The sequence below is a fragment of the Pseudomonas extremorientalis genome (assembly GCF_001870465.1).
GTDB lineage: Bacteria > Pseudomonadota > Gammaproteobacteria > Pseudomonadales > Pseudomonadaceae > Aquipseudomonas > Aquipseudomonas extremorientalis.
In genome coordinates this window covers 26,565-39,277 of sequence record NZ_MDGK01000063.1, presented here as the reverse complement: position 1 = coordinate 39,277, position 12,713 = coordinate 26,565, and the positions used below count along the sequence as shown (strand labels likewise).

The window sequence follows — 12,713 nt, the reverse complement described above, 5'->3', positions numbered from 1 at the left end:
CCAATTACACGCCGATCAAGGATAGACCATGAGCCTTCCAACACTGGCCCAACTACCGGCCATTCTCTTGCCAAAAGCCCAGCGGGCCGAGCAGTCATTTCGTGACGCAGTGGCCGCGCTGGACGACGATCATGGACTTTCTGCGTGGACGCCGCAACGGTGGGCCGACTTCGCCCGCGTGTGCGCCGCCAGTGATTTCGTCATTGAACAGAGTGTTCGTGACCCTTTGATGTTGCTCGAACTGGCCGCCTGGGGCGAATTGGACCGGGGTTTTGCGCCCGGCGAGCTGTGCGGGCAGATTGCTGGCGCCGTGCAACAAGTCGAAACAGAAGATGAACTCGGCCGTGTGCTGCGTCGCCAGCGCACGCGCCAGCAAGTGCGCATCATCTGGCGCGACCTGACCCGCCAGGCCGACCTGGTGCAAACCTGCCGCGACCTTTCCGACATGGCCGACGCCTGCATCGACCAGGCCTACCAGTGGCTGTACCAACGCCACTGCGTACAGTTCGGCACGCCCACCGGGCGGCGCAGCGGCGAGCCGCAGCACATGGTGATCCTCGGCATGGGCAAGCTCGGTGCGGTGGAGTTGAACCTGTCGTCGGATATCGACTTGATCTTCGCCTACCCGGAAGGTGGCGAGACGGTGGGTGTGAAACGCGCCCTGGATAACCAGGAGTTTTTTATCCGCCTTGGTCAGAAACTGATCAAGGCCCTCGACCCGATCACCGTTGACGGCTTTGTGTTTCGCGTCGACATGCGCCTGCGTCCCTACGGCTCGGCCGGTGCGCTGGTACTGAGCTTCAACGCGCTGGAGCAGTATTACCAGGATCAGGGCCGTGACTGGGAACGCTACGCCATGATCAAGGCGCGGGTCGTGGCCGGCGACCAGGTGGCCGGTGCACAACTGCTCGACATGCTGCGGCCGTTCGTCTATCGCCGCTACCTGGACTTCTCCGCCATCGAAGCGCTGCGCACGATGAAGCAGTTGATTCAGCAGGAAGTACGGCGCAAAGGCATGGCCGACAACATCAAGCTGGGCTCGGGCGGCATCCGCGAAGTGGAGTTTATCGCCCAGGCGTTCCAGTTGATCCACGGCGGCCGCGACCTGAGCCTGCAACAGCGCCCGCTGCTCAAGGTGCTCGGCACCCTGGAAGGCCAGGGTTACCTGCCGCCGGCGGTGATTGCCGAATTGCGCAATGGCTACGAATTCCTGCGTTACACCGAGCACGCGATCCAGGCGATTGCCGATCGCCAGACACAAATGCTTCCGGACAGCCCCGAAGACCAGGCGCGCATTGCTTTTATGTTGGGCTTTGCCGATTGGGACGCTTTCCACGAGCGCCTGATGTACTGGCGCGGTCGGGTGGACTGGCACTTCCGCCAGGTGATCGCCGATCCGGATGAAGAAGAGGGCGAAGAAAGCGAGTTGGTGGTGGGCGGTGAGTGGTTGCCGCTTTGGGAGGAATCCCAGGATGAAGAGGCGGCCTGCCGTCAGTTGGCCGAAGGTGGTTTTACCGACGCGGCCAAGGCGCTCAAGGCGTTGGCCGGCCTGCGCAACAGCCCGCAACTGCGTGCCATGCAGCGTTTGGGGCGCGAACGGTTGGATGCTTTTATACCGCGCCTGCTTGCCCAGGCGGTCGAGCACGCCAACCCGGACCTGGTGCTGGAGCGCGTGTTGCCGCTGGTGGAAGCCGTCGCCCGGCGTTCCGCTTATCTGGTGCTGCTCACGGAAAACCCCGATGCCCTGCGCCGCCTGCTGACCCTGTGCGCCGCCAGCCCGTGGATCGCCGAGCAGATCACCCGTTTCCCGCTGTTGCTCGACGAATTGCTCAACGAAGGCCGCCTGTTCAAGCCACCGCTGGCGCCGGAACTGGCCGCCGAACTGCGCGAGCGTCTTACACGCATCCCCGAAGATGACCTTGAGCAACAGATGGAAGCCCTGCGGCACTTCAAGCTGGCCCACCGCCTGCGCGTGGCGGCCTCGGAGATCGCCGGCAGCCTGCCGCTGATGAAAGTCAGCGACTACCTGACCTGGCTCGCCGAGGCCATCCTCGAACAAGTGCTGGCCCTGGCCTGGCGCCAGACCGTGGCGCGCCATGGCTCGCCGCAGCGGTTGGACGGCACCCTGTGCGATCCTGGGTTTATCATTGTCGGTTATGGGAAAGTCGGCGGTATAGAACTGGGGCATGGTTCGGACCTGGACCTGGTGTTTATCCACGACGGTGATCCCCAGGCGGAAACCGATGGCGCCAAGCCTATCGACGGTGCGCAGTTCTTCACGCGCCTGGGCCAGCGCATCATCCACCTGCTGACCACCCAGACCAACTCGGGCCAGTTGTATGAAGTGGACATGCGCCTGCGACCTTCCGGCGCATCCGGTTTGTTGGTGAGTTCGCTGGGGGCGTTTGAGCGCTATCAGCAAAATGAAGCCTGGACCTGGGAGCATCAGGCCCTGATCCGTGCGCGGGTGCTGGTGGGCAGCCAGGATGTGGGCCAGGCGTTCGAGCGGGTACGGGCTAAGGTATTGGGGCAGGAGCGGGACCTGGCGAAGCTGCGCCAGGAGGTCAGCGAGATGCGCGCCAAGATGCGTGACAACCTGGGCACCAAGGGCACGGCGGCCGGCACCGGCGCCAATGCCTTCGAAGCCACGGCGCTGTTCGACCTCAAGCAGGACGCCGGAGGTATCGTCGATATTGAATTTATGGTGCAATACGCGGCTTTGGCGTGGTCTGCGCAACATCCATCGTTGCTGCGCTACACCGACAATATCCGCATTCTGGAAGGCCTGGAGCAGGTAGGCTTGATGCCCGCCGCCGATGCCCATCTGCTGCGTGAGGTGTATAAGGCCTACCGATCCGCCGCGCACCGCCAGGCCTTGCAGAACGAGGCCGGTACAGTGGCCGGGGATCAGTTTGCCGACGAACGGCGCCAGGTAATGCGAATCTGGCAGGCGCTGGGGCTGAGCTGAAACACTATTACGGCGGGGAGGCATAAGCCTCCCCGCATCGTTTGTGGAAACTACATGAATATTCTGATCGTTGGGCCCAGTTGGGTCGGTGACATGGTGATGGCGCAGACACTCTTCCAGTGCCTGCGCGTGCGTTACCCGGACTGCCAGATCGACGTGCTCGCCCCCGAGTGGAGCCGGCCGATCCTTGAGCGCATGCCCGAGGTGCGCAAGGCCTTGAGCTTCCCGCTCGGCCACGGTGCCCTGGAGCTGGCAACCCGCCGTCGCATCGGCAAGTCCCTGGCGGGTGAGTACGACCAGGCGATCCTGCTGCCCAACTCGCTCAAGTCGGCGCTGGTGCCGTATTTTGCCGGTATCCCCAAGCGCACCGGCTGGCGCGGCGAGTTCCGCTACGTGCTGCTCAATGACGTGCGGACGCTGGACAAAGCCCGCTACCCGCTGATGATCGAACGCTTCATGGCCCTGGCCTATGAGCCGGGTGCCGAGTTGCCCAAGCCGTATCCGCGCCCGAGCCTGCAGATCGATCCGCTGAGCCGCGACGCGGCCCTGGCCAAGTTCGGCCTGACCCTGGACCGGCCGGTGTTGGCCTTGTGCCCCGGCGCCGAGTTTGGCGAGTCCAAGCGCTGGCCGTCGGAGCATTACGCGAAGGTGGCCGAGGCGAAGATCCGCGAAGGCTGGCAGGTGTGGCTGTTCGGTTCGAAGAAGGACCATCCGGTAGGTGAAGATATTCGTCAGCGCCTGATCCCCGGCCTGCGTGAAGAGGCAGTGAACCTCAGTGGCGACACGTCCCTGGCCGAGGCCATCGACCTGCTGTCCTGCGCCGATTCGGTGGTGTCCAACGACTCCGGCCTGATGCACGTGGCCGCTGCGCTGAACCGCCCGCTGGTGGCGGTGTATGGCTCCACCTCGCCGGGCTTCACGCCGCCCTTGGCCGATCAGGTCGAAGTGGTGCGCCTGGGCCTGGAGTGCAGCCCGTGTTTTGACCGTACCTGCCGTTTCGGCCACTACAATTGCATGCGCCAGTTGTTGCCACAGCCGGTGAACGAGGCCTTGCAGCGGTTGCAGGGCTCTGCGGTCGAGGTCCGATAGTTTGCGCGTACTGGTAATCAAGACCTCATCCCTGGGCGACGTGATCCACGCCTTGCCGGCGCTGACCGACGCGGCGCGGGCGATCCCCGGCATTCAATTCGACTGGGTAGTGGAAGAAGGCTTTGCCGAGATTCCCACCTGGCACCCGGCGGTCGACAAGGTGATCCCGGTGGCGATCCGCCGCTGGCGCAAAAACATCTGGCGAACCATCAAGAGTGGCGAATGGCGGCGCTTCAAGCAGCAAGTCCAGTCGACCAAATACGATCTGGTGATCGACGCTCAGGGCCTGCTGAAAAGCGCCTGGCTGACCCGTTATGTGCGTGCGCCCATCGCGGGTTTCGACAGAAACTCCGCCCGCGAGCCGATGGCTGCGCGTTTCTATTCGCGACGCCTCGCCGTTGCGCGAGGGCAACACGCGGTGGAGCGTCTGCGCCAGTTGTTCGCCGTGGCGCTCGGATATGACCTGCCCAAAGGCCTGGGCGACTACGGCCTGAGCACTGAAAAGCTCCTGGGCCTGCCGCCGAAAAAACCTTTTGTGCTGCTGTTGCACGGCACCACCTGGGACACCAAGCACTGGCCCGAAGCCTACTGGCGCGAGCTGGCCGAGCGCATGGGCCGCCTGGGCGTCGACGTAAAATTGCCCTGGGGTAACGCCGCCGAAAAAGCCCGTGCCGAACGCCTGGCCCAGGGCCTGCAAAACGCCGAGGTGCTGCCCAAGCTGAACCTGGCCGGTGTGGCTCGTGTATTGGCCGGCGCTCGCGCCTGTGTGGCAGTGGACACCGGTCTCGGCCACCTGGCCGCCGCGCTGGATGTGCCGACCATCTCCCTGTTCGGCCCGACCAACCCCGGCCTCACCGGTGCCTACGGCAAGCGCCAGATTCATCTGGCCAGCGACTTCCCCTGCGCGCCGTGCCTGCAAAAGCAATGTACCTATCAACCGACGGCCGACGACCTGCGTCGGTTCGACCTCAAGCGCGAGTCGCCCCTGTGCTTCACGCGCCTGAACCCAGAGCGTGTGGCAAGCCGACTGAGCACGTTGTTATTGGCTGAGGAGCTGCACTGATGCAACTGGCTTTTGTGCTGTACAAATATTTCCCCTTCGGTGGCCTGCAGCGCGACTTCATGCGCATCGCCCTGGAGTGCCAGCAGCGCGGCCATCAGATTCGTGTGTACACGCTGATCTGGGAAGGCGACATCCCGCCCGGCTTCGAAGTGCTGGTGGCGCCGGTCAAGGCGTTCTTCAACCATCGGCGCAATGAAAAGCTCAGCGCCTGGATGGCCGCAGACCTGGCCAAGCGCCCGGTTGACCGCCTGGTCGGCTTCAACAAAATGCCCAACCTGGACGTGTACTACGCCGCCGACGGTTGCTTTGAAGACAAGGCGCAAAACCTGCGCCACTCGCTGTACCGCTATTTCGGCCGCTACAAGCACTTCGCCGAGTACGAGCGCGCAGTGTTCGCCAAGGACGCCAAGACCGAAGTCCTGATGATTTCCGAAGTGCAGCAGCCGCTGTTCATCAAGCATTACGACACCCCGGTGGAGCGCTTCCACCTGCTGCCACCGGGCATTGCCCAGGACCGCCGCGCACCGCCGAATGCCGCCGAAATCCGTGAGGGTTTCCGCAAGGAATTCAACCTCGGCGACGACGAGTTGCTGCTGGTGCAGATCGGCTCGGGCTTCAAGACCAAGGGCGTCGACCGCAGCCTCAAGGCCGTGGCCGCGTTGCCGCCTGAATTGAAAAAACGCACGCGCCTGTTTGTGATCGGCCAGGACGACCCCAAGGTATTCCAACTGCAAAGCGCCACCTTGGGCTTGGGCGATAACGTGCAGTTCCTCAAGGGCCGCAGCGATATCCCGCGTTTCCTGCTGGGCGCCGACCTGTTGATTCACCCGGCGTACAACGAAAACACCGGCACCGTTTTGCTCGAAGCCCTGGTGGCCGGGTTGCCGGTGCTGGTCTCGGCAGTATGTGGGTATGCCCACTACATTACCGAGGCCGACAGTGGCCTGGTACTGGATGAGCCGTTTGAACAAGCGCAGCTCAACCAGTACCTGACGCACATGCTCACCGACACTGCACAGCGCGCGGCCTGGAGCCGCAATGGCCTGGCCTTCGCTGAGACGGCCGACCTTTACAGCATGCCGCAGCGCGCTGCGGATGTGATTCTGGCGGAGCCAAAACGATGAAGTTGATTCTTGCCGAACCGTTCAAGACATTGTGGGCCGGGCTTGATGCCTTTGCCGAAGTCGAGAAACTGCAAGGCCAGGTCTTCCGTGAGCTTGCGGCGCGCCGCACGCTGCGCACCGTGGTGGATGGCCGTCCGTATTTCGTGAAGATCCACCGTGGCATCGGCTGGGGCGAAATCTTCAAGAACCTGATTACCGCCAAGCTGCCGGTGCTGGGCGCAGGCCTTGAATGGGCGGCGATTCATCGACTCCAGGCACTCGGCGTGCCGACCATGACCGGCGTGGCTTTCGGCGAGAAGGGCAGCAACCCGGCGGACCAGCATTCGTTCATCATCACCGAAGAGCTGGCGCCGACCCTCAGCCTCGAAGACGTCACGATCAATTGGGTCGCCGAACCGCCTGCGCCCGCGTTGCGTCATGCCCTCACGGCCGAGCTGGCGCGCATGGTTGGTGATATGCACCGGGGTGGCGTAAACCACCGCGACTGCTACCTGTGCCACTTCCTGCTGGACACCGCCAGGCCCATCGATGCGAACAACATCAAGCTGTCGGTGATCGACCTGCACCGCGCTCAACTGCGTGCCCATCTGCCGCTGCGCTGGCGCGACAAGGACCTGTCCGCGCTGTACTACTCGGCGCTGGATATCGGCCTCACCCGTCGCGACAAGCTGCGTTTCCTCAAGGGCTACTTCCGCCAGCCGCTGCGCCAGATCCTCGCTGAGCAATCGGCGTCCCTGAGCCTGATGCAGCGCAAGGCCGACAAGCTGTATGCGCGCAAGCTGCGTTATGGGGATGCGATCTGATGGCGGGTTGGAACCTGGAACCTGCGTACGCCAGCCTGGCGGATGATTTCGGCAACCTCGAAGCGGTCTTCGCCCTGCAGGGCGAGCGCCTGACCCGCGATCCGCTGTCGGAAGTGATCCGCGTGGAGCGTGGCGGGGTCAACTATTACGTCAAGCGCTACATCGGTGCCGGCAAAGGGCTGCGGCGCTACCTGGGCAAGCCGCGGGTCAAGTCCGAATGGCAGAACCTCAAGCGTTTCGCCAAATGGGGTATTCCCACCGCTGATGTAGTCGCCTGGGGGCTGGAGCGAAAGGGTGTGGCCTATGATCGTGGGGCGATGATCACTCGCGAGCTGCCGAAGACCGAAGACCTCTCGGTATTGGCCGAGCGCAACGATGCGCGCCTGCGCGACCCCAAGTGGGTCGACGCGGTGAGCCGTCAGCTCGCCGAATACACACGCACCATGCACGATCATCGCTTTACCCATAACGACTTGAAGTGGCGCAACCTGTTGATCGATGACCAGCAGACCCTGTACCTGATCGACTGCCCCAACGGCGATTTCTGGCGCGGGTTCTGGCTCAAGTACCGCATCACCAAAGACCTGGCCTGCCTGGACAAGGTGGCCAAGTATCACTTGTCCGCCACCCAGCGCCTGCGTTTCTACATGCAATACCGTCAGCGCCGACACCTGAGTGCAGCGGACAAACAGCGTATTCGCCACGTGGTGAAGTTTTTCGAGGGACGTGAATGAGTGATTTCCTGGCGGCTGAAGACCGGGCGCTGCTGGAGCGCAACGGCTTGGCGACGTTCGACGCCCTGTGGGCCAAACAACTGGATGCAGTGGATGAACCCAACACCAGTCGCGGCGGCTGGAGCAGCGTGTTTCGTCTGGAGCTGGACGGCCACGGTTATTATCTCAAGCGTCAGAGCAACTACCTGACGCGCAGCCTGCACCGTCCCTTTGGCGAGCCGAGTTTCTCCCGCGAGTTCCGCAATATCAGTCGTTACCGCAAGCTCGGCATCCCTGCCTTGCAGGCGGCTTTCTACGGCGAGCGCAAGGTGGGCGGCGAGCATCGCGCCATGCTGCTGACCCGTGCCCTGGACGGTTGGAATGACCTGGATTCGCTGCTGGAGCAGTGGCCTCAATTGAGCGACGCCCAGCACCACGCGATCCTGCTGGCCTGCGGTCAGCTTGCACGCCGGTTGCACAGCGTCGGCCAGGTGCATGGCTGTTTTTATCCCAAGCATATTTTTATGCAGGCCACCGGCGACGGCTATGCCGCGCAGTTGATCGACCTTGAGAAAACCCGCCCGCTGCTGTTCGGCTGGCGCGATCGGGTCAAGGACCTGGAGCCGTTGTTGCGACGTGCACCGCAGTGGTCGGATGAACAGGTACGCCAACTGTTGGCCGCCTATCTTGATCAACCGAAGGACAGCGCGCTGGTCACCAGCTGGCTGCAGAAACTGACCGCGCGCCGTAGTCACAAGGAAAACCGTTGATGCGTCTGTCCGAGCTGAAAGCCGCCGGCCGTAACCCCGAGCTGCCACTGACCCTCGAACTGGCCGATGCGGCCGGCCCGGGCCAGTTGCAACTGCTGAGCCTGTTGCGTGTGCTGCCGGGCGAGCGTTATGTGGGGGCGGCGGTCTGGCGCGGTCGTCCGGTTTTGGCCAAGTTACTGGTGGGCAGCAAGGCGGCGCGGCACTTTCAGCGTGAACTCAGCGGCGTGCGCCTGCTCGCCGAGCAAGGCCTGATCACGCCGTTGCTGCTGGCCGATGGCTTGCAGGAAGGCGAGGGCGGCTGGCTGCTGTTCGAGTTCATTGAGGGCGCCGAAAGCCTGGCCGCTGCCTGGCAGGCCGTCGAAGACCTGCCGCCGCTGGCTGACGAACAAACCGCCGTGCTGGCCGAAGCGCTGGGTGCCATTGCGCAGATGCACACCAGGGGCCTATGGCAGGAAGACCTGCACCTGGACAACCTGCTGCGCCAGGGCGGCAAGCTGTACCTGATCGATGGCGCCGGGATCCGCGTCGAAGAAGCGGGTAAACCGCTCTCACGCAACCGTGTGCTGGAAAACCTCGGGGTGTTTTTCGCCCAGTTGCCGAAGAATCTCGAGCCGTTTACCGAAGAGCTGCTGGTGTACTACCTGCTGAGCAACGGCGAGCACGCCCTACCGCTGGAAGCCCTTGAGAAACAGGTGCGTAAGGTCAGTGCCCGGCGCCTCAAGGACTTCCTGAGCAAGGTCGGCCGTGAATGCACGCTGTTCAGCGTGGTGCGCGGCGCCTTTGCCTTGCGCGCGATCCGGCGGGAAGAGGAACCGGCCATGCTGCCGGTGCTGGAACAGGCTGACGCACTGCTGGACCAGGGGCATTTGTACAAGACCGGCGGCGCCGCCAGCGTGGCCAAGGTCGAGATGGCCGGTCGGCCGCTGGTGATCAAGCGCTATAACATCAAGGGCTTCGCCCACTGGCTCAAACGCTTCTGGCGTCCGAGCCGTGCCTGGCACTCCTGGCGCGAAGGCAATCGCCTGGCGTTCCTCGGTATCGCCACGCCCAAGCCGCTGGCGGTGCTGGAAAAACGCTTCTTCTGGTTGCGCCGTCGCGCTTACCTGGTCACCGAATACCTGTCCGGCCCGGACATCATCGAGCGCTTCGCACCGTACGTTGAAAATGGTGACGCGCCGGAAAACGAACTGCAGGCGCTGGATCACCTGTTCGCCGAGCTGATCCGTGAACGCATCAGCCATGGCGATTTCAAGGGCCACAACCTGTTCTGGGACCAGGGGCGCTGGTCGCTGATCGACCTGGACGCCATGTGTCAGCACGGCTCCGAGGCGAGCTTCGCCCCGGCGTATGCCAAGGACCGGGCGCGGTTCATGCGTAACTGGCCTGAAAGCAGTGCGTTGTACCAATTGATTGATCAGCGGTTGCCTCGAGATATCAACTGATCAGAACCGATACTCCGCCCCGGCGCCTGCATACCACGAACGTCCAGGCGCCGCTTCGTAGTAGCGGTTATTGCCGTCGCCGACGATCACCGAGCCGACGTACTGGCGGTCGAGCAGGTTGTCCAGGCGCAGGGTCTGGTGGAAGGTCCAGTGTTCGACTTTCTGCTCAAAGCCGGCGCGCCAGTTGAATACGCTGTAGGCCGGGGCGGCGTGTTGGCTGTTGGTGTCTTCGACGTAGACCTGGCTGCGGTACATCCCTTCGAGGGCGGTGCTGACCCAGTCCCTTGGTTTCCAGCTCAGTTCTGCGAACAGCGTGGTTTGAGGGACTCCCGGCAGGTAGTTGCCCTTGTCGACGGCGGTGTTGCCGCTGACGAAGTCACTGTCGTAGGTGGCTTGCAGGCGGGTGTAGGCGAGGTTGGCGCTCCAGTGCTCGCTGAGCTGGCTTTCGATGCCCAGTTCGAAGCCGCGGCGCAGGGTGCGGCCGGCGTTTTGGTAACTGGTGCGGCCGTCTTTGGATTGAGCGACCACTAACTCATCTTCTGTAGTTATCTGGAATACGGCCGCATTGATCCTGGTGTTTTTCACTTGGGCCTTTAATCCCACTTCGTACTGGGTGCTCTCTGACGGTTTCAAGCCGAAGTTGAAGCCCTCCACATTGCCCGGCGCATAGGCCAATTCGGCCTGGGTTGGTGTTTCGAAGCCTTTGCCCGCGCTCACATAACCATGCAGTTCAGGCGTGAACGCATACATCACGCTCATTGACGGCGTATTTTTCTGATAGGTCTTGTTGCCGCTGGAATCGCCGTTGCTGAGGAACTGGTCGTCAACGTCCAACTGCATGGTGCTGTGCCGGACGCCGGCTTGCAGGGTCCAGCGGTCGAGGGCCCAGTTGGCCTGGATATAGGGGTCGAGACTGCGGGCGGTGTCGATTTCATCGCGGCGCAGTTGGCCTTTTATGCCGAGGGTGTTGCCGCTGTAGTTCTGGTAGCCGTGGCGACTGTCTTCGCTTTGATCGAAATCCAGGCCGGAGATGATCATTAGCTCGCCCGGTGCGCTTTCAATAGGCTGCATCCAGCGCACGCTGCCGCCATAGAACTTGCGGTCGAATTGCACCACGCCGCCGCCACGCTCGTTGGCGGGTGTGCCCTTTGGAATCGACAAATACTGAATCACACTCCGCCGCCCCGTATATCCGTTCACCTGCAGTGTCGCATCGCCGAAGTACCGCTCGTAATTCATCCCCAATTGCTGATGATCGATGCTTTTACGCGTGTTGTACGTCAGCGCGTTGGCGCTCACCGAGCGTGGGTCGGCCTTGTACGCTGCCCAGGTCTGCCCCAGCGGGTCCTGGGTGCCGTTCTGCTCCAGGCTGCTGTAGATCAGCGCCAGCTTGCTGTCGTCATCCGGCTGGACATTGAGCTTGGCGAAGGTCTGGTCGCGGCGTGCGCTGCTGTGGTCGCGGTAGCCGTTGGTGTCCATGCGCGAAGCGTCGAGCACGAAACCGGCGCCGTTGGTCGCGCCTTCGGCGTTCAGGTGGTTCTTGTTCAGGCCGTCGCTGCCCACCAGGGTCTCGGCGCCGATGCGCGGTGTGCCTTCGCCGTCGCGGGAGAACATCTGGATCACGCCGCCGGCATTGCTGCCATACAGGGTGGCGGCAGGGCCGCGCAGCACTTCGATGCGTTCGGCGGTATCGAGGTTGAAGGTGGCCGCCTGGCCCTGGCCGTCCGGGGTGCTGGCGGGGATGCCGTCGGCAATCAGCTTGATGCCGCGCACGCCGAACGCCGAGCGGGCACCGAAGCCTCGGGAGGAAATCTGCAGGTCCTGGGCATAGTTCTGGCGGTTCTGTACCACCAGGCCAGGCACGCGGGACAGGGCCTCGGAGGCGTTGATGCCCAATTGGCCGTCGCTGATCTGTTCGCGGCTGATGCCGTCCACCGAGTACGGCAGGTCGAAGGTCGGGCTGGCACTGCGCGAGCCGGTGACCACGCTGGGGTCGAGTACCAGCGGGGCGTCGTCGGCCCGAGCGGCATCGCTCAGGGCCAACAGGCCAGGCAACAACAAGGTGAAGCGGGCGAGGGTTTTCATCAGTCAGCCGGAATCCATGGCGCGCATAGGAGGTAGACGCGCAAAGGGGCGCGAGTTTAGTGGCTCAGGCGATTTTTATCATTTGGGAATCGTCCTACGCTGCAAATCAATGTTGCTGCTTTGGGTCACCCACCTTGGCGATGGTAGCGTGGTCAGCCTTGGCAATAACAATGGCGGATGGGCCATAAGGAGAGGGTCATGAGGATGGGGTCGAAAGTCTTGTGCAGTACGCTGTCGCTTGTGTTGACGGGCTGCGGAACCATCAATACGGTCTTCCGACCCGACGCGGTCACCAGCCAGAACCTCAAGGACTCGCGCAGTCACTGCGAAAACGTGCCGCGCATCTACAGTGGGGTGATCTACGGGTTCTGCACGCTCAATGGGGAGCCGGCGCCCGACAAGAGCCTGAAGGACAACAGCCTGATCGACCATGGCGGGAGCATGCTACCCTTTGTCGCGGTCGAGTTTGTCGCCTCCGGCGTGCTGGACACCCTGGTGCTGCCCTACACCGTTTACCGTCAAAGCCGGGACGGCAGCATCGAGATCTTCCGCTGATCCCTCTTGACGCTCGCCGCTAACAGCTTCCCCTCGCTTTTACGCTATAATCCCGCCCTTTAGCTGTTTCCCGCCCAGGCGGGAAACACACTTTTTTCAGG

Annotated in this window: 10 protein-coding genes; 9 read left to right on the top strand and 1 reads right to left on the bottom strand. The window is 62.9% G+C overall.

The genetic code is table 11. From position 1 onward, the window contains the following. Nucleotides 1-28: 28 nt before the first annotated feature. Genes glnE through BFN10_RS27175 form a run of 8 tightly spaced genes read left to right on the top strand, consistent with a single transcriptional unit; the run spans nt 29 to nt 9,972 of the window. On the top strand, nt 29-2,968 hold the full coding sequence (gene glnE, locus BFN10_RS27210; RefSeq protein ID WP_071492321.1) for a bifunctional [glutamate--ammonia ligase]-adenylyl-L-tyrosine phosphorylase/[glutamate--ammonia-ligase] adenylyltransferase: 2,940 nt from the start codon (nt 29-31) through the stop codon (nt 2,966-2,968). Nucleotides 2,969-3,022: 54 nt separating this feature from the next. After that, a complete protein-coding gene (waaF, locus tag BFN10_RS27205; protein ID WP_071492320.1) occupies nt 3,023-4,057 on the top strand; it encodes a lipopolysaccharide heptosyltransferase II in 1,035 nt (344 codons plus the stop codon). Nucleotide 4,058: 1 nt separating this feature from the next. Next, nucleotides 4,059-5,120, top strand: coding sequence for a lipopolysaccharide heptosyltransferase I (waaC, locus tag BFN10_RS27200; protein ID WP_071492319.1), 1,062 nt, complete (start codon nt 4,059-4,061; stop codon nt 5,118-5,120). Next, on the top strand, nt 5,120-6,244 hold the full coding sequence (locus tag BFN10_RS27195; RefSeq protein WP_071492318.1) for a glycosyltransferase family 4 protein: 1,125 nt from the start codon (nt 5,120-5,122) through the stop codon (nt 6,242-6,244). The genes waaC and BFN10_RS27195 overlap by 1 nt, the downstream gene beginning before the upstream one ends. Beyond that, the gene (gene rfaP, locus BFN10_RS27190) at nt 6,241-7,047 is read left to right on the top strand and encodes a lipopolysaccharide core heptose(I) kinase RfaP (protein WP_071492317.1); all 807 of its coding nucleotides are present in this window, start codon (nt 6,241-6,243) and stop codon (nt 7,045-7,047) included. The genes BFN10_RS27195 and rfaP overlap by 4 nt, the downstream gene beginning before the upstream one ends. Then, a complete protein-coding gene (locus BFN10_RS27185) occupies nt 7,047-7,781 on the top strand; it encodes a lipopolysaccharide kinase InaA family protein (RefSeq protein ID WP_071492316.1) in 735 nt (244 codons plus the stop codon). The genes rfaP and BFN10_RS27185 overlap by 1 nt, the downstream gene beginning before the upstream one ends. After that, nucleotides 7,778-8,530 (top strand): lipopolysaccharide kinase InaA family protein, encoded by a 753-nt coding sequence (locus tag BFN10_RS27180; RefSeq protein ID WP_071492315.1) that lies wholly within the window; start codon nt 7,778-7,780, stop codon nt 8,528-8,530. Before BFN10_RS27185 ends, BFN10_RS27180 begins: the two co-directional genes overlap by 4 nt. Continuing rightward, entirely contained in the window at nt 8,530-9,972 is a 1,443-nt protein-coding gene (locus BFN10_RS27175; RefSeq protein WP_071492314.1) for a lipopolysaccharide kinase InaA family protein, read from the top strand. Before BFN10_RS27180 ends, BFN10_RS27175 begins: the two co-directional genes overlap by 1 nt. Here the strand turns inward: BFN10_RS27175 and BFN10_RS27170 are convergent, their stop codons facing one another. Then, a complete protein-coding gene (locus BFN10_RS27170) occupies nt 9,973-12,057 on the bottom strand; it encodes a TonB-dependent receptor family protein (protein ID WP_071492313.1) in 2,085 nt (694 codons plus the stop codon). A gap of 198 nt (nt 12,058-12,255) precedes the next feature. Here BFN10_RS27170 and BFN10_RS27165 point away from each other — a divergent pair, with 198 nt between their 5' ends. Next, nucleotides 12,256-12,612: a YceK/YidQ family lipoprotein gene (locus BFN10_RS27165; protein WP_071492312.1), complete on the top strand. Its 357-nt coding sequence runs from the start codon at nt 12,256-12,258 to the stop codon at nt 12,610-12,612. Nucleotides 12,613-12,713 lie beyond the last annotated feature (101 nt).

Bases quoted from the DNA above. Each gene is read 5' to 3' on its own strand.
- BFN10_RS27185 (WP_071492316.1), top strand. From the start codon at position 7,047: ATGGCGGGTTGGAACCTGGAACCTGCGTACGCCAGCCTGGCGGATGAT.
- BFN10_RS27170 (WP_071492313.1), bottom strand. From the start codon at position 12,057: ATGAAAACCCTCGCCCGCTTCACCTTGTTGTTGCCTGGCCTGTTGGCC.
- BFN10_RS27180 (WP_071492315.1), top strand. From the start codon at position 7,778: ATGAGTGATTTCCTGGCGGCTGAAGACCGGGCGCTGCTGGAGCGCAAC.
- BFN10_RS27195 (WP_071492318.1), top strand. From the start codon at position 5,120: ATGCAACTGGCTTTTGTGCTGTACAAATATTTCCCCTTCGGTGGCCTG.
- waaF (WP_071492320.1), top strand. From the start codon at position 3,023: ATGAATATTCTGATCGTTGGGCCCAGTTGGGTCGGTGACATGGTGATG.
- glnE (WP_071492321.1), top strand. From the start codon at position 29: ATGAGCCTTCCAACACTGGCCCAACTACCGGCCATTCTCTTGCCAAAA.
- rfaP (WP_071492317.1), top strand. From the start codon at position 6,241: ATGAAGTTGATTCTTGCCGAACCGTTCAAGACATTGTGGGCCGGGCTT.
- BFN10_RS27165 (WP_071492312.1), top strand. From the start codon at position 12,256: ATGAGGATGGGGTCGAAAGTCTTGTGCAGTACGCTGTCGCTTGTGTTG.
- BFN10_RS27175 (WP_071492314.1), top strand. From the start codon at position 8,530: ATGCGTCTGTCCGAGCTGAAAGCCGCCGGCCGTAACCCCGAGCTGCCA.